11 protein-coding genes are annotated in these 16,018 nt (G+C 73.8%); 4 read left to right on the forward strand and 7 right to left on the reverse strand.

Going from position 1 to position 16,018, the window contains the following annotated elements; all coding sequences use genetic code 11:
• Positions 1-28 precede the first annotated feature (28 nt).
• Positions 29-940 (forward strand): nuclease, encoded by a 912-nt coding sequence (locus AB0E98_RS23800; protein WP_361705889.1) that lies wholly within the window; start codon positions 29-31, stop codon positions 938-940.
• A 132-nt stretch (positions 941-1,072) separates the two neighbouring features.
• Positions 1,073-1,624 carry a hypothetical protein gene (locus AB0E98_RS23805; protein ID WP_361705891.1) on the forward strand — a complete coding sequence of 184 codons (552 nt, stop codon included), beginning with the start codon at positions 1,073-1,075 and terminating at the stop codon, positions 1,622-1,624.
• Positions 1,625-1,641: 17 nt separating this feature from the next.
• Here the strand turns inward: AB0E98_RS23805 and AB0E98_RS23810 are convergent, their stop codons facing one another.
• Complete coding sequence (locus AB0E98_RS23810; RefSeq protein WP_361705893.1) at positions 1,642-2,865, reverse strand: hypothetical protein; 1,224 nt, start codon at positions 2,863-2,865, stop codon at positions 1,642-1,644.
• On the reverse strand, positions 2,853-3,725 hold the full coding sequence (locus tag AB0E98_RS23815; protein WP_361705896.1) for an alpha/beta fold hydrolase: 873 nt from the start codon (positions 3,723-3,725) through the stop codon (positions 2,853-2,855). Before AB0E98_RS23815 ends, AB0E98_RS23810 begins: the two co-directional genes overlap by 13 nt.
• A gap of 185 nt (positions 3,726-3,910) precedes the next feature.
• Between AB0E98_RS23815 and AB0E98_RS23820 the strand changes: the two genes are divergently transcribed.
• Complete coding sequence (locus AB0E98_RS23820) at positions 3,911-4,780, forward strand: universal stress protein (RefSeq protein ID WP_361705899.1); 870 nt, start codon at positions 3,911-3,913, stop codon at positions 4,778-4,780.
• Here AB0E98_RS23820 and AB0E98_RS23825 read toward each other — a convergent pair.
• From AB0E98_RS23825 to AB0E98_RS23840, 4 genes are all read right to left on the reverse strand, one after another.
• Entirely contained in the window at positions 4,752-5,024 is a 273-nt protein-coding gene (locus AB0E98_RS23825) for a hypothetical protein (protein WP_361705901.1), read from the reverse strand. The genes AB0E98_RS23820 and AB0E98_RS23825 overlap by 29 nt on opposite strands.
• A 473-nt stretch (positions 5,025-5,497) precedes the next feature.
• The gene (locus tag AB0E98_RS23830) at positions 5,498-6,715 is read right to left on the reverse strand and encodes a cytochrome P450 (protein ID WP_361705904.1); all 1,218 of its coding nucleotides are present in this window, start codon (positions 6,713-6,715) and stop codon (positions 5,498-5,500) included.
• A 16-nt stretch (positions 6,716-6,731) separates the two neighbouring features.
• A complete protein-coding gene (locus AB0E98_RS23835) occupies positions 6,732-8,099 on the reverse strand; it encodes an FAD-dependent oxidoreductase (protein ID WP_361706001.1) in 1,368 nt (455 codons plus the stop codon).
• Positions 8,089-8,304, reverse strand: coding sequence for a ferredoxin (locus AB0E98_RS23840; RefSeq protein WP_361705907.1), 216 nt, complete (start codon positions 8,302-8,304; stop codon positions 8,089-8,091). The genes AB0E98_RS23835 and AB0E98_RS23840 overlap by 11 nt, the downstream gene beginning before the upstream one ends.
• A gap of 46 nt (positions 8,305-8,350) precedes the next feature.
• Here AB0E98_RS23840 and AB0E98_RS23845 point away from each other — a divergent pair, with 46 nt between their 5' ends.
• Positions 8,351-8,632: a hypothetical protein gene (locus tag AB0E98_RS23845; protein WP_361705910.1), complete on the forward strand. Its 282-nt coding sequence runs from the start codon at positions 8,351-8,353 to the stop codon at positions 8,630-8,632.
• 9 nt (positions 8,633-8,641) lie between these two features.
• Here AB0E98_RS23845 and AB0E98_RS23850 read toward each other — a convergent pair whose 3' ends face one another.
• A complete protein-coding gene (locus tag AB0E98_RS23850) occupies positions 8,642-15,976 on the reverse strand; it encodes a type I polyketide synthase (RefSeq protein ID WP_361705912.1) in 7,335 nt (2,444 codons plus the stop codon).
• Positions 15,977-16,018: the final 42 nt, after the last annotated feature.

Here is a 16,018-nt window from a genome sequence, read left to right on the forward strand (position 1 = left end):
GTCTGTCCCGGCGTCGGTGGGAGTCGCCATGTCCATGCTGTTGATCAAGGGAAATTTCCATCTGTCGGGTCACACCCGGCCCGACGGGGACACCATCCCGTTCATTCCGGACTATGTGGGCGAATGGAAGCTCGTCCGGGGGTGTCACACGCCGGCGCCGGGGCCGGACGGGCACGTCGATGTGCGACTCGAGGGCATCGACGCGCTGGAGACCCACTACAGCGGGAACTACGGAACGGAAGAACGGCAGCCGAGGAAGTTCGCCGACGCCGCCACGGACGCCCTGCTGACGTGGCTCGGTTTCAGCGACATCCGGCGCACCCCCGACCCCGACACCGGTCGCGAGACCATTTCCGCGACTCCCAACAGCGTCCCCGGCTACATCCTCACCCGCGGCAGCGACGTCTTCGGCCGGTGCGTGGCACTGGTCGTCCCCGGCGTCCCGCCGGGAGCCAGCGGCTACGAGATCGAGGTCAAGCCGAAACTCCTGGAGAAGACCGCCAACCAGCACCTGCTCGCCGAAGGGCTGGCCTACCCCACCTTCTACTCGGGCTTCCCCGACGAACTGCGTCGTGCGCTGACCGCCGCCGCCCTGGCGGCGAAGGCCGACCCCGGCAAGGGCGTGTGGAACGTGACGGCCGGGGCGCTCGGCGACGTGACCCTCACCGGAGCGAAGGTCACCGGGATGTCCTCGATCACCGAGGACGTGGTCATCCTCCCGAAGCTGTTCCGCCGGCTGAAGGAGTACCTGTCGCTCGGCAATACGTCGCTGGCCTGCTTCCCCGCGTACCTGGGCGGCGCCGCGGACAAGTTCCGCACCCTGTCGGGCGACCATGTGTCCACCCTCGTCACCGGCCTCCACAACATCGTCGAGATCACCAACGGCGAGACCGTGAAGATGACCCACCCCTCCGAAGAGCTCCTCTTCGACGAGAAGTGACCGGTGGTGCGGGCGGAGGGCGTAGGGGCGGCGCCCGTGCCCCTACGGCGCGCCTGATCGTGACACGGCCCGCGCTCCAGTCACTCCCGCGCGCCTGTGTCGCGGGTGTCCGGGCGGGGGATGCCACGCACCATGACTGTTGAGAGATCACGCCTGCGTTCACGTACCCGTGCCCTGGCGGCGATCGCCACCCTCGGCCTGGCGGTGGCGACGCCCCTGACGTCCGCCTCGGCGCAGGGCCACGACCAGCGGTCGGCGCTCCTGCAGTGCCAGGGCACCGAGTCCGTCTCTTACAGCCCTGGAGTCACCTTCCAGCAGCGGCACTTGGAAGTCGCCACCGACGGACGGTTCATGTCGTGCGTCGACGTGGGAGGGAAGGTGAAGAGTGGGTCGTACCAGGAGAAGTTCCCCCTGTTCGCCGGCTGCGACGACCTTCTCGAGGGCTTCACGGCACGGCGGACCTTCCGCTGGAGCACCGGCGACACGAGCGTCGCCGAGATCAGCGGCAGCAGTACGGCGGTGGCGGGGCAGGTCGTCACCACGATCACCGGCGAGGTCGTCAAGGGCCGGTTCAAGGGCCGGACCGCGGTCGAGGTCATCACCCTCCCGCAACCGGGCGCGCTTCAGTGCCTCACCACCGGCTTCACGGGCGCGACGGGAGTGACGACGCTCACGATCGCCTGAATGGCGTTGGCCCCCCTTCATTGGGCGAAGATCCTGGCCACCACGGGGGCGACGGGCTCACCTCCGAGAACGTCCCGCAACTCCCGTACGCCGTGCCGCCGCCGCGCCGACGTGAGCGAGAGGTACTGCTCGACGCGTTCGTTGAAGGAGCGCCGGAACGCGGCATAGAGGTCCTCGTCCGTCCGTATCCGGCCCGCGATCCTCACCAGGGCCGCGGTGCCGGCGAAGTCCTCCTCCGGTACGTCGTCGTACGGCACGACGTCCGAGAACCGGTTGGCGGTCCGCCCGAAGAGCGTGCCGCCGAGGCGCCGTACGGTGAAGACGTGGGCGTAGTGCTGCTCGTGCAGTGCCAGCGGCAGCCGGTCCAGGGCCAGCGCCTCGTGGAGCGCGGTCAGCCCGGGTGCCATCAGGTACGCGGGGGTGTGCGCCACCTGCCGCAGCAGCTCGCGTCGGGGCGGGCAGCGGTAGGTGGCCTCCCGCCCGGCGGACGACACGGTCCGCTCCCGCCGCCCGGCGAAGGGGCCACCGCAGACCAGTACGCGCCGGAACCGCGGCCAGTCGCGTGGCAGGTCCTGGAGCCGGCGCTCCAGCAGCAACAGATAGTCGTTGTTCGACTCGAAATCCAGCAGGAAGTTCCTGAACCCGCCGACATTGACCAGCAGGTCGTACTCCGGGGGCGCCGCACCCGACGCGCCCGGCAGGCCGGTGTGATCGATGATCGCGCCGGTCAGGTGCACGGCGGGCCCGGATCCGAGCGCGGCGAACTCGGCGAGGCGCGTGCCGACACCCGGGAAGTTCTGTATCACGCTGTCGGTGGCGAGCAGATGCGCCGCCACGACGCGCTCGTGCGGGGAGAGTTCACGGAGGTGAGCGTCAGCGGCCGCGAAACCGGAGCGTGGCAGGCTCTCGCACAGGTCACGGATCCGGGCCGGTGGTCGTCCGAGCTGCCAGAAGCCGAACAGGCTGTCCACCATGACCAACGGCCGGCGCGCCACCACGGCCCGCAGGGCCAGGTCGGCGTCCATCGCCGACACCACGTGATCGCTGGACTCCAGGAGCGCGTCGACGGCCCCGGACACCGGCCGGATGTCGTCGAAGGCGTCCGGGTTGGCACGGGCGAAGGACGCCGCCACACCGTCACCCACGAACACCCGCTCGTGGCCGGCGAGCAGCCGGGAGACCGCGGCGAGTTCGGCGACCGGGCCGAAGCCGCAGTTCTGCGCCCCCATCACGATACGCATGCCCGCGCCCCCGGACCTCCGGTCCCGCCCCGGCCCGCGGCGCCGCCCGAGCCGTCGTCCACCGGCCGGGCGGCGAAGACCTCGACGAGGCGCTCCGCGAACGCCCCGGGCCGTCCGGCGTATCCGGCGTGGCCGCCCGGGAACAGCGCGAGCCGGTGCCCCAGCCGGTGCGCCAGGGCCACCGCCGGGCGGTGGATGACATACGTACGCGAATCGTGGCCGCCCGCCATCGTGACCCGGTCCGCCACCGCCGCGAGCGCGGCGGGGTCGGGCACGAACCGCGTGGAGGGACGCATGACATGGGCCAGGAAGAACGCGGTGTTGTCGCGCTCCTCGGGCAGCGCCGGCGCGGGACGGCCGCCGTAGAGCGCGCTGAGCCTGTGCAGCGCCGGTGCCACGCCTTCGCGACGGAACGTCCGGAGGACGTCGTCGACGAGCGCGAGGTGCTCCCCGGCGTCCGGCAGCAGGCCCAGGGCGGGCGGCTCGTGCGCCACCACCGCCCGCACCCGGCCCGGATGACGTGACGTGAGCTCCAGCCCCACGAGCGCGCCCAGGCAACTGCCGAACACGCGGACCGGCTCGCCCGCCGGGAGCAGATGCGCCAGCAGACGGGACGCGTCGTCCGCGTGTACCTCGATCCGCTGCTCCACCGGCGGCCCTTCGAGCGTGCTGCGGGAGTTGCCGCGGGCGTCGTAACTGACGACGCGGAAGCGCGCGGCCAGCACGACGGCCAAGCCCTCGAACACGGCCGCGTCGCTGTTGCCACCGGCGATGAGCAACAGGGGCGGCCCCGCACCCCGTACCTCGTAGTACAGCCGTGCGCCCGGCACCGCGAGCGTCCCGGTCGTGAGCGTGTCCATCGCACTCCAGGTGAGCACCGACAGCGATACCGGACCCCGGCATGAGCCCGCCGTGACAAGGCCAGGGCGTCGCCATAGGCATGCCCGGACACACCGTTCCCATACCGTCCCGTGGCGTGGCGCCGGTGGAGGCCGCACGCTGGAACGGAGAGAGCAGGCCAGGACGGACCGGAGGGAGTCTCCGGATGGATGGAAGCCGGCAGGCCGTTCTCGTGGAGGTCTCCGACCGGCCCCTCGGCGAGCACGCCGTGCGCTGGGCGGCGGACGAGGCAGCCCTCCGGAGCCTCCCCCTGCGGCTGCTGCACGTCCAGGTGGGGGTGGCGAGCACCCTGCCGTACAGGGAGCCCGGAAGCCGGGCCCACTCCTGGGCGACGCACCTCCACGCGCGGGGAGAAACGCTGCTGCGCGAAGCACGCGACCAGGCGCTGCGCCACCACCGCGAGCTGGAGATCGACACCGAGCTGGCCTCCGGCCGGCCCGCCCGGGTCCTGCGAGAAGCCGCCCGGTCCGCGAGCCTCGTCGTGCTGCCCACACCACGCCAAGCCGTGGCGGACTCGCTCTTCGCGCCCCGCGACGAGGCCGACGCCCTGACCGGGCACCCGGCCTGTCCGGTCGTGCTCGTGCGGGAGCCGCTCTCCGGCGTGCCGGACGACGCGCCCGTGGCGGTCGGGGCGGACGGCACGCCCTCGGCGGAGGTTGCCGTCGGCCTGGCCTTCGAGGAGGCGTTCCTGCGCGGGGTCGGCCTGGTCGCGATCCTGGTCCGCAAGCCCCGGGACGCGGTGAGGGCCGATGCCCTGGAGGAGGCCCGGGCGCGCCTCTCGGAGTCGCTGGCGGGGCACCGGGAGCGGTACCCGGGCGTCGAGGTCCGGCAGGACGTCCTCGTCGGCGACCCTGCGGCGCTGCTCGCCTCGGCGTCCCGCCGCGCGCGCTGCCTCGTGGTCGGCACGCGCAGAAGAAGCGGGCTCAAGGAAGCGCTGCTCGCCTCGACCAGCCGTACCCTCATCCACGGCACCGACTGCCCATTGATCATCGCGCCGGCCCCGTCGGCCCGTTGACGGGACGTGGCCCGGACGCGGCGACCAACAGGAGGGCCGTGCCGGCGGACGCGAGCACCACCGCGGACAGGCACCAGGCGACGGCCAGGCGCGTCGCGCGGCCCTTGAGGCCGTGTCCCGGTGGTACGACGGGCGCGGGGACGGCCAGTTCGGTCCAGGCGCGGGCGGCGGTCCTCAGTTCGCGCCGTCGCGGCGCGCCGGCCACCGCGTGCAGGCAGCCGGCGGCCGTCACGCCCGCTGCCACGGCGGCGACCGTGACGGGTCCCGGAACCCCGGTCAGGAGCAGTGGGACGGCGCCCGCGCAGGCGGTCCATCCGGTGAGGCACGCGGCCGCCGAGACGCGCCGGAATAACGGCCGGTCGGCGCCGGCGCGCAGCTCCGCCGCGGCCGGCAGGTGCGATTTCAGGACAATGACGGGATCATGGTCGGCCTTCCCGTCGGCCTGCCGACAGGGCCGTGGGCCCCGACGTACGCGGCCCCACCGGCTCCCAGGACAGGGACCTTCAGTCCCTCCGCCGCGCGCCGCAGGTGACCGCAGGTGCCCGCCGGCGTGCTCCGGCCACAGAGCGGCCGGCCCCAAGGGGCCCGTCCGGGACCGTTGCAGTACTAGGTCGCACGGCCGTCGGACGGGGGTGCGACATGTTGTCATCAACTCCTCGCCGCACACGACATCGACGGCGCCGACCGGGTCGTGGGACGGATCGCTCTGCTGCCCCGTCAGCGCGGCTCCTGCGCGAGCGGCAGGTGGCGCGGGCCGCGCAGGACGGGGCTGCTGCGGTACTCCGGCGGGTCCTCCAGCAGCCGCGGGTTCTCCAGGCGATTGATCAGCGTGGTGAGGGCGATCTGTGTCTCCAGGCGGGCCAGGGGCGCGCCGAAGCAGTTGTGGATGCCGCTGCCGAAGCCGAAGTGGACATTGTCCTCGCGGTCGGGGACGAAACGGTCGGCGTCCGGGAAGCGCAGTGGGTCACGGCTGCCGGAGGCGAGGACGAGGACCAGCGGCACGCCCTTGGGGATGGTGACTCCCGCGACCTCGATGTCGGCCAGAGGGGTGCGCTGCGGCAGGAACTGCACGGGAGGTTCGAAGCGCAGCAGCTCCTCCACGGCCCTGGGCATCAGCTCGGGCTCGGCGCGCAGCCGTTTGAGGGCCTCGGGGTTGCGGAGAAGGGTGAGCATGCCGTTGGTGATGAGGTTGACGGTGGTCTCGTGCCCGGCGATCAGGAGCAGGACGGTGGTGACCATCAGCTCTTCCTGGGTGAGCAGCCCGTCGGGGCCGCTCTCGTTGGCCAGGGCGGAGAGCATGTCGCCGGTGGGGTGGCTACGCCGCTGCTCGGCGAGCCCGCCGAGGTACAGGCCCATCGCCGTCCGCGCCTCCTGCGCGGCGCGCCGGCGCGGCCCGGGGTCCTCCCCGGGCGTGAAGTCGAGTCCGGAGACGACCGTGTCGGCCCAGGTGTGGACCTGGGGGATGTCCTCGGACGGCACGCCGAGCAGGTCGCAGATGACGGTGACGGGCAGTGGGAAGGCGAAGTCCTCGACGAGGTCGAGGCGCTCCTTGTCCCGGAGCCCGTCCGCCAGTTCCCCGGCGATGCGGGTGATGTCGCCGCGCAGCGCGTCGACCCGGCCGGGGGTGTGGGGCGGGCCGAAGGGCCGCATGGCCAGGCGGCGGAGGCGGTCGTGCTCGGGGTCGTCGCGCCCGATGAAGGCGGGCGGCAGTCCCCCCTGCGGCAGGAGGTCCGGGTCGGGCTCGGTGCGGTTGCGCACGTCGGAGCTGATCCGCGGGTCGTGGAGGAGCGCGGTGATCTCGTGGTAGGTGCCCACCAGGTACTTGCCGTCCTCCTGCTGTGCCACCTTGTGCTCGCGGAGCTCGGCGTAGAGGGGGTAGGGGTCGTGACGGTTGGCATAGTCGGTGATCCGGCTGAAGAGAGTCTCGGAGGACATGGACGGGCTCCTGGTGTCAGCCGGCGGGCCGGATCAGGGTCAGGCGGCGGTCCGGCAGGTGCCCGGTGAGGGCGACGGTCGGGCCGTGGGTGAGCACGCGGGGGTCGGGTACGTCGGAGGGGACGGGCTCGCCGTCCGCGAATCGGTCGGCGGCGCCGGGGCCGGGCGGGAACGGGGCGCCAGCCTCGATCAGACGCTGGTAGTGCTCCAGCCACTTGGCCCGGTTGATGGTCACGGCGGCGGTGACGCGCCCGCGATAGCCGTAGACGGCCACCAGACGGCGTTCGTCCGTCGAGCCCTGGGCGAGGACGACCTGGTCGGAGAAGGTCGGCACGCCCACCGACTTGATGTTGAGGCCGAACTGGCTGGACCAGAAGGCCGGTACGGCCAGATGGGGCCGGCGCAGCGGACCGGGGCTGATCATGTTGTGGGCGGCCACCTCGGCCTGCGCCACGGCGTTGCCCCAGTGTTCCAGAGCGATCAGCTGGTACTCGAACAGCGGGTGGGGGAAGCGGGCCACGTCACCGGCGACGAAGACATCGTCCGTGACGATGCCGTACATATTGAAGACGCGGCAGCCCGCGTCGCAGGCCACCCCCCGGGGGCCGGCCGCCAGGCCGGAGTCGGACAGCCACTCGGTGTTGCGGACCGCGCCCAGGCAGACCACGGCGACGTCGGCCTCGATCCGGCCGCCGTCGGAGAACTCCGCACCGGTGAGCCGCCCGCCGGAGCTCGTCAGGGCGGTGACCGTGACGCCGCAGCGCAGGTCGACGCCGTGCGCCCGCTGGAGCTTCGTGGCCCAGTCGCCGACCGTACCGCCCAGCGCGCCGATCAGGGGCGCCCGGCCGCGCTCGGCGACGGTCACCTCAAGACCGCGTTCCCGGCAGGCGGAGGCGACCTCCGAGCCGGTGAACCCGGCGCCGATGACCAGGACCCGGCGGGGACCGGCGTCCAGAGCCGCGGCCAGACGGGCGGAGTCGTCGCTGGTACGGACCGTGAAGACGCCCTCCAGCGCGGCCTCGTCGGGGTTCGGCCAGGGCCGGGCGCGGGTGCCGGTGGCGATCAGCAGCCGGTCGAAGGGCAGCCGCTCCCCGTCGGCGAGCAGCACGTTCTTGCCGACGGGGTCGAGGCCGGTGGCGGCCACGCCGAGCTTCCACCGCGCGTCCAGCTCACGGCGGGCCGGCAGCCCGCACTCCTGGGCGCCCGCCTTGCCGAGCAGGACCTGCTTGGACAGGGGCGGCCGGTCGTAGGGCCGCCGCGGCTCGTCCCCGACCAGGGTCAGCTCGCCCTCGAACCCCCCGTCACGGAGCGCCTCGGCCGCGCGCAGCCCGGCCAGCGAAGCCCCGACGACAACGATCCGCCCGTCCCTCATCTCACCGGACACCGGCGTCGCCACCCGCCTGCTCCCCGACCACGATGGCCTGCACCGGGCAGGCCGCCGCGGCCCGCCGCACGTGCTCGCCCTGACCCTCCGGCACCGTGGGCACGTAGAGCAGGCCCTCCTCACCGTGCAGCTCGAACACCCGCGGAGCGAGGAACACGCACTGGGCGTACCCCTGGCACCGATTGAGATCGACCACGATCTGCATCCCGGACAGCTCCTCCTGGCACGCACGCCGTTCACCCGGCTCCTCCTTGCCTACGCCCGTCCGGGGCGCGGCGCCAAGCGGGTTGCTCCGTCCGGGGCACGCGCGGGCGCTGCGCGACGCCCTCGCGGACGACCGGCGGCGCCGCGGCCACCTCTTCGGCGAGTACGCCGCGGATCCCGACCCCGAGCCCGGTCGGCGGTGGATCGCGATCGACTGGGACGCCGGCAGCCCGGAACTGCGCCGGCAGGCACCCGAGCTCGTGGCCCACCCGCAGTGCCCGGCGGAGCCGCGGGCCCTGGTGGCCATCCGGGCGGCACCGGCTTCGTGAACGAACTGCTCAAGAGGGCGGGAGCGAGAAGGCCCCTGCCCGGCGCAGCTCATCGTGCAGATGACCGGCCAGCTCCCGGGCGCTGGGCCGGTCGAAGGTGACGGTCGCGGCCAGGGTCAGATCCGTGCACGCGCTCAGACGGTTGCGCAGCAGGACCCCCGTGAGGGAGTCGAAGCCCAGTTCGAGGAAGGGCTGGTCGGGTGCCACGGCCGACGCGTGCGGATGGGCGAGCACCTCGGCGATCTCCTCACGGACCAGCTCCAGCAGCGCCGGCTCCCGCTCGGCGTCCGGCAGCACGCCGAGCCGATACCGCCATGTCGTGGCTGTCGTGGCTGTCATGGCCGTCGCGTCGGAGCCGTCGCCTTCGGACGTCGAGTGGGCCGTGGGGCGAGCCGGGCGCCGCAGCTCCCGCAGGAGTGGTGGGACGCTGCCAGGGGTGGCGCCGGCGCTCGGTGGGGCGATCAGGAGCGGCGCGAGCACCGGTTCGTCCGTGGCCAGTGCGGCGTCGAACAGGGCCAGCGCGCGGGCGGGCGGCATCGGTCGCAGTAATCCGTCCACCGCCGCTCCGCCGGGGCGGTCGGGTCGCGCGGCCGCCATGCCGTCCTGTCCGCCCCACGGCCCCCAGGCGAGGGACAGCGCCGGAAGACCGAGGGCGGCGCGGTGGCGGGCGAGGGCGTCGAGGAAGGCGTTGGCGGCGGCGTAGTTGGCCTGTCCCGGGTTTCCCAGCAGGCCGGCGGCGGAGGAGAACAGGACGAAACGCGACAACGGCAGGTCCCCGGTGGCCTCGTGGAGGGCCCAGGCCGCGTCCGCCTTCGGCCGCAGCACCGCCTCCAGCCGTTCCGGAGTGAGGGACTCCAGGATGCCGTCGTCCAGCACACCGGCCGCGTGCACGACGGCCGTGAGAGTGGCGGCGTACCGTGCGACGACGTCCGTCAGTCGAGCGCGATCGGCGACATCGCAGGCGAGTACGTCCACGCGCGCCCCGCTCCGCTCCAGCGCGGCCCGTAGCGCGGCCACTCCTGCCGCCCGTGGACCACGGCGGCTGACAAGGACGAGATGCCGGACCCGGTGGCGGTCGGCCAAGTGCCGGGCGAGGAGCGCGCCGAGCCCTCCGGTGCCTCCCGTGATCAGCACGGTGCCGCCGCCCATGAGGCCGTTGAGGGGTGGCCTTTCCAGGGGGACGGAAGGCGTGGCGAGTGCCAGGCGGGGGACACGGACAGCGCCTTCGTGGAGGGCCAGTTGCGGTTCGCCGGTGGCGATGGCGGCGGGCAGCAGAGCGGCGGACGCGGGATGCCCGTCCAGGTCGACGACCACCAGCCGGTCCGGGTACTCCGACTGCGCGGAACGCACGAGACCCCATACCGTCGCCGCCGGCAGATCCGAAGGGTCCGGACCGGGGCGGCAGGCCCCGCGCGTGACCACGACCAGTCGCTCACCGCGCACCGCCGGACGGGACAGGTGCTCGCGCAGCACCCGAAGGGCCCGCGCGGCCGGCGCATGCGTGTCCGCGACCGACTCGCCCGCCGATGAGCCGGCCAGCGAGACGACCGTTGCCCTCGGTCCCGTGTCGCCCTCAGCGGTAATGGTGCCGGGGAAGAGGGCGCCCAGCCCCAGGTCGTCGGGTGCCCCCACAGCCGGCGCCTGCCCGCCCCCGCCGACCGGAAGGCCGACCCAGTGGGGGCGGTACAGCGTTCCCTCCCCCTCATCGACACCGTCCACGGCGCCGGGCGGGGACGGCGGCAGCGGGCGCGTGGTCAAGGACTCCACCCGGGCCACCGGCGCGCCCGACGGATCGGTGAGGCGCACGGTGAACGTGTCCGTTCCCGTGGTGCGGATGTGGACGCGCAGTGCCGTGGCCCCGACGGCGTGGACGGCCGTGCCGCGCCAGGCGAAGGGGACACGGGCGGGACCGGCCTTCGGCGCGGTGGCGAGCAGGCGGGCGTGCAGTGCCGCGTCCAGGAGCGCGGGATGGATGCCGTAGCGGCGCGCTTCGGGGTGCAGCGCCCGGGGCAGCCGCACCTCGGCGAACAACTCTTCCGACGCGGCCCGGTCCCCCGGCCCGTCGTCGTCCGCGCGCCTTCGCCACAGGGCCGTCACGCCCCGGAAGGCCGTGCCGTAGGCGTGCCCCGCGTCGGCCAGTCGCTCGTAGGCGCCGGTGAGGTCCACGGGCGTGGCCCCTGCCGGCGGCCACGCCTCGTCATGGCCCTCCGGGCTGTCCTGCCGGGCTGCCGTGACGGCCGTGACGGGGCCGAGCCGTCCCGTCGCGTGGTGGGTCCAGGCACCGAGCGCGCCCGACGCGCGGGGGCGGGAGTGGACGTCCACCGCGCGGCGGCCGTCGGGGTCCGGCTCGCCGAGCACGATCTGGAGCTGGATCGGGCTGTCCGTGCCGGGCAGGTCCAGGGGAGCCAGCTGGACGAAGTCCTCCAGTACGTCGAGCCCGCAGGCGTCACCGGCGTGGAGGGCCATTTCGGCGAACACCGTCGCGGGTGCGAGCACGCGTCCGGCGACGGCGTGGTCGCACAGCCACGGCTGGTCCGTGGCGGAGAGCCGGCCGGTGCACAGCAGGCGTCGCGTTCCGGCCAGAGTGACGGTCTCGGTGAGCAACGGATGGCCGGTATCGTCCCCAGCGGGCGTCGGCGGGGTGGCGTTGTCGGGCAACCAATAGCGCTGCCGCCGGAACGGGTAGGTGGGCAGCTCGACGCGCCGGGCGCCGCTGCCTTCGTACACCCGGTGCCAGCCGACGGTGACGCCCTCCACGTGGAGCCGCGCCACGGCGGACAGGAGCGTGACGGGCTCCGGGGCCCCGGGGCGCACGGTGGCGGTGAACACCGGCTCCCTCGCGGGCGGACGGTCGTTCTCCTCCGCCTCCTCCACCTCCTCCGCCCATGCGGCCGTCGCCGCCGCGGTGAGGGGTGCGCCGGGGCCGAGTTCGGCGAGCACGGTCACGTGTTCGTCGTGCGTGATCCGGCCCACCGTGTCGGCGAAGCGTACGGTTTCGCGGGCCTGACGTACCCAGTAGGCGGCCGAGCGCAGGTCGTCCCCTTCGGCCGGGCGGCCGGTCAGGGACGACAGCACCGGGATGCGGGGCTCGTGGTAGGTGAGGCCCGAGGCGATCCGTCCGAAGCCGGTGAGCGCCGGTTCCATCAGCGGGGAGTGGAAGGCGTGGGCGACCCGCAGCCGGGTGGCACGTCGCCCACGGGCGGTGAAACGGTCCGCGACGGCGAGCACCGCCGCCTCCGCACCGGAGACGACGACCGAGCGCGGTGCGTTCACCGCGGCGACGGCCATGCGATCCGCCACCTCGGACAGTTCGGCGAGTTCGGCCAGTTCGGCCAGGGCTTCGTCCTCGGAGGCTTCCAGGGACACCATGGCCCCGCCCGTGGGGAGCCGCTGCATGAGCCGTCCGCGCGCGGCCACAAGGGCCACGGCGTCGTGCTCCGTCAGGATGCCCGCCACATGGGCCGCGACCAGCTCCCCCAAGGAGTGCCCGGCGAGGATGTCGGCGTGTACACCCCAGGACTCCAGCAGCCGGAACAGCGCTGTTTCGAAGGCGAACAGGCCCGCTTGGGCGATGTCCGTCCGGTCGAGGACCGCCCGGCCCTCCCGGGTGTCCTCCTCCGCCCACAGGACATCCCGGAGGGGCAGCGGCTTCCAGCCACTCCGGTCGGCCTTGAACGCCTCGTCGAAACGCTCGCAGAGGGAGTCGAAGGCGGTGGCGAAGGCGGGGAACGCGTCGTGCAAGGTGCGGCCCATGCCCGGGTGTTGCGTCCCCTGGCCGGGAAAGAGCACGGCGAGCCGGGCCGAGGGCGCGGCGGTCGCCTGGACGACGTTTCCGCGGATCGTGCCCGCCGCCAGGCTGTCCAAGGCGTCGAGCAGCGCGGTACGGTCGCCGGCCGGTACGGCGGCGCGGTGGGGGAGCGCGGCGCGGGTGGTGGCCAGGGAGAAGCCGACGTCCAGCGGGGACAGTTCGGGGTCCTGCCGCAGCAGGCCGGCGATCCGCCGGCTCTGGGCACGGACGGCGTCCACGCTCCCTCCTGACAGCAACAGCGCGGGTACGGGTTTCCGCGCCGTGGGCCGGGAGGTGGCTGCTGCCACAGGGGCGGCCTCCTCCAGGATGACGTGGGCGTTGGTCCCGCCGATCCCGAACGCGGACACTCCGGCACGCCGGGGACGGCCCGGCACCGGCAGCCAGGGCCGGTCCTCCGTCAGCGGCAGCACCCGTCCCGAGGACCAGTCCACGTGAGGGGAGCGCTGTGAGCAGTGCAGGATGCGCGGCAGCGTTCCGTGACGCATGGCCATGACGGTCTTGATGACCCCGCCGACGCCCGCCGCGGCCTGCGTGTGCCCGATGACGGACTTGAGCGCGCCCAGCCACAGTGGCCTCTCCCGGGGGCGTTCGCGCCCATGGACGGCCAGCAGCGCCTGGGCCTCCACGGGGTCGCCCAGCGCGGTGCCCGTCCCGTGCGTCTCGACGGTGTCGATGTCGGCCGGCGACAGACCCGCGTCGGCCAGCGCCCGGAGGACGACCTGCTGCTGGGCGGGGCCACTGGGGGCGGTGAGCCCGTTGGAGGCGCCGTCGGAGGCGACGGCCGAACCGCGAAGGACGGCCAGCACGGTGTGACCGTTGCGCCGGGCGTCGGACAGCCGCTCCAGCAGGACCAGGCCCACCCCCTCGGACCAGCCGGTACCGTCGGCCGCCGCGGAGAACGGCTTGCACCGGCCGTCCGGTGCCAGACCGCGCAACCTGCTGAAGGCCACGAACGGCGCCGGCGTGGCCATCACGGTCGCTCCTCCGGCGACGGCCAGCGAGCACTCGCCCGACCGCAGTGCCCGGGCCGCCCAGTGCAGCGCCACCAACGACGACGAACAGGCGGTGTCCACGGTCACGGCGGGCCCACGCAGCCCCAGCTGATAGGCGATACGCCCGGACGCCACGCTGCCCGCCGACCCCAGCGCGAGATGCGCCTCCAGCTCGTGCGGCCCCCGGTGCAGCAGACGGCCCGCGTAGTCGTCGTGCATCACGCCGACGAACACGCCGGTGTCACTGCCGCGCACGGCGGCCGGGTCGATGCCCGCCCGCTCCAGCAGCTCCCACGAGACCTCCAGCAACAGCCGCTGCTGCGGGTCGGTGGCCAGGGCCTCCCTGGGGGACATACCGAAGAGGGCCGCGTCGAAGTCCGCCGCCCCGCGCAGGAATCCTCCCCGGCGGGTGACGGACGTACCGAGCCGGTCGGGGTCGGGGTCGAAGATCCCGGCCAGGTCCCAGCCGCGGTCGGACGGGAAGCCGGACGTCGCGTCGGTCCCGTCCGCGACCAGCCGCCACAGGTCCTCCGGGGAGGTGACGTCGCGCGTGGCTCCCGGGTAGCGGCAGGCCATCGCGACGATGGCCACCGGCTCGCGGTCGTCCCTGCTCTGATGGGGCGTCATGGCGGTGCGGGCACTGGTATCGATCGCGGGCTCGGGCTCGGGCTCGGTCTCGGGCTCGTCGAGGAGGGCGGCGTACAGGCTTCGGGCGACGGCGGCGGGCGTCGGATGGTCGAACACCAGCGTCGCGGGTAACGCCAGACCGGTCGCCGTACCGAGCCGGTCGCGCAGCCGTACGCCCCCGAGAGAGTCGAGCGCGAGAGTGGTGAAGGGCAGATCCGGTGCCACTTCTCCGGATACGCCGCCGGTGGCGGCCAGGGCGTCCAGGACCAGCCGCAGGAGGGCCTCGTACCGCGCGGGTGCGGGCAGCGGCCGCAGACGCGCGAGGAGCGCAGCGGTGGCGGTCGCGCGTGCCTCCGGCGCGTGCTCGGCCAATCGCCGGGCCAGCAGCCGCCGTTCGGTCTTTCCGGAGACGGTACGGGGCAGCGCGGTGCTCTCGTGGATCTCGACGGGAACCTTGAAGGCCGACAGTTGGTCGCGGCACGCGCGACGGACGGCCTCGTGGTCCACCCCCTGCGGGCCGGGCACCACGAACGCCACGGGCACCTGGCCCAGTACGTCGTGCGGTCCGCCGACGACCGCCGCGTCGGTGACGCCGGGGCAGCGCAGCAGTACGTTCTCGACCTCGGAGGGGTTGATGTTCTCGCCGCCGCTGATGATCAGTTCCTTCACCCGGCCGGTGACGAGCAGACCGCCGTGCCGGGTGCGGCGCCCGAGGTCCCCCGTGCGGTACCAGCCGTCGCCGAGGGCCCGAGCGGTCTCGTCCGGGCGATCGTGGTAGCCGATCATCAGAAGCGGGCCGCGGACGCGGATCTCCCCTTCGTCCCCGCCGGTGACGTCCTCGCCGGTCGTCGGCTCGGTCAGCCGTACGTCGACGCCGGGCAGCGGCACCGGCGGTGTCGATGCGCCGGCCGGGGCGGCCGTGAGCGGGGTGATCGCTATCTTTCCGCACGTCTCGGTACTGCCGTAGCCGTCGAGCAGCGGGGCGCCCAGGCGTTCCTCGACCTCCGCGCGCAGCTCCTCGGGGCAGGGCGCGCCCCCGGTCACGCACAGGCGCAGGCCGGGCAGCGGCGGCCGGGACGCCCGGCGCGTCTCGTCCATCAGCAGCCGGTATGTGGCGGGCACGCCGGCGAGGAGGGTGAACGGCCGCCCGGCCGGGGCCTGTGCCGGGCTCGCGCCGCGGTCGAGGAGGCAGGCGCTCGCCCCCACCGAGACCACACCCGTCAGGCACAGCGAGTGCGCGTAGGCGTGGGTCATCGGCAACGGCCACAGCAGACGGTCCCGCGGACCCAGCCCCCACAGCGGAACGTATCCCGCCGCCACCGACCACAACGCGGCACGCTGGCTGGACACCACGCCCTTGGTCCGCCCGGTCGTGCCCGAGGTGTAGTGGATCCAGGCGGGTTCGTCGAGGCCGAGGTCGTCGCGGGGCGGGATCCCGGGGTCGGTTGTCGCGAGGTCCTCGAAAGCGAGCGAGGCGAGGGCGGTGGCGGGGCCGTTCCCCGTGGTCGCCGCGGCGCCCACGGCCACCGTACGGAGAGCCGGGCCGGCGTGCCCGGTCACCGGTGGTGGCGCGGCCTCCGTGAAGGCCAGCACGGGCTCGCAGTCCCGGAGCTGGTGGGCCAGTTCGGCGTCCGTCGCGCCGGGGTCCAGCAGCACGCCCACGGCCCCCGCGCGTACGACGGCGAGGCAACTCTCCACCAGTTCCACCCGGTTGCCCAGGCAGAGCGCCACCCGGTCGCCGGGTCGTACGCCCAGCCGCTGGAGGTGGCCCGCCAGCCGGGCGGTGCGCCGCTCCAGCTCCCGGTAGGTCACGCTCCGCCGTGCGTCCTCGTAGGCGGTGTTCCCTCCCCGGCGCGCGGCGTGCTCCTTCAGCGCCATGGGCAGCGCGCGGAGTAACTCGCTGTGGACCCTTGCCATCGTTCCCCCTCCGGCCGCCCTCACTCTACGGCGGGCGCGTCC

The sequence above is a fragment of the Streptomyces sp. NPDC037389 genome, from assembly GCF_040636475.1.
Lineage (GTDB): Bacteria > Actinomycetota > Actinomycetes > Streptomycetales > Streptomycetaceae > Streptomyces > Streptomyces hesseae.

Excerpts from the sequence above, each read along its gene's own strand:
- AB0E98_RS23800 (WP_361705889.1), top strand. The coding sequence starts at position 29 with ATGTCCATGCTGTTGATCAAGGGAAATTTCCATCTGTCGGGTCACACC.
- AB0E98_RS23805 (WP_361705891.1), top strand. The coding sequence starts at position 1,073 with ATGACTGTTGAGAGATCACGCCTGCGTTCACGTACCCGTGCCCTGGCG.
- AB0E98_RS23810 (WP_361705893.1), bottom strand. The coding sequence starts at position 2,865 with ATGCGTATCGTGATGGGGGCGCAGAACTGCGGCTTCGGCCCGGTCGCC.
- AB0E98_RS23815 (WP_361705896.1), bottom strand. The coding sequence starts at position 3,725 with ATGGACACGCTCACGACCGGGACGCTCGCGGTGCCGGGCGCACGGCTG.
- AB0E98_RS23820 (WP_361705899.1), top strand. The coding sequence starts at position 3,911 with ATGGATGGAAGCCGGCAGGCCGTTCTCGTGGAGGTCTCCGACCGGCCC.
- AB0E98_RS23830 (WP_361705904.1), bottom strand. The coding sequence starts at position 6,715 with ATGTCCTCCGAGACTCTCTTCAGCCGGATCACCGACTATGCCAACCGT.
- AB0E98_RS23840 (WP_361705907.1), bottom strand. The coding sequence starts at position 8,304 with ATGCAGATCGTGGTCGATCTCAATCGGTGCCAGGGGTACGCCCAGTGC.
- AB0E98_RS23850 (WP_361705912.1), bottom strand. The coding sequence starts at position 15,976 with ATGGCAAGGGTCCACAGCGAGTTACTCCGCGCGCTGCCCATGGCGCTG.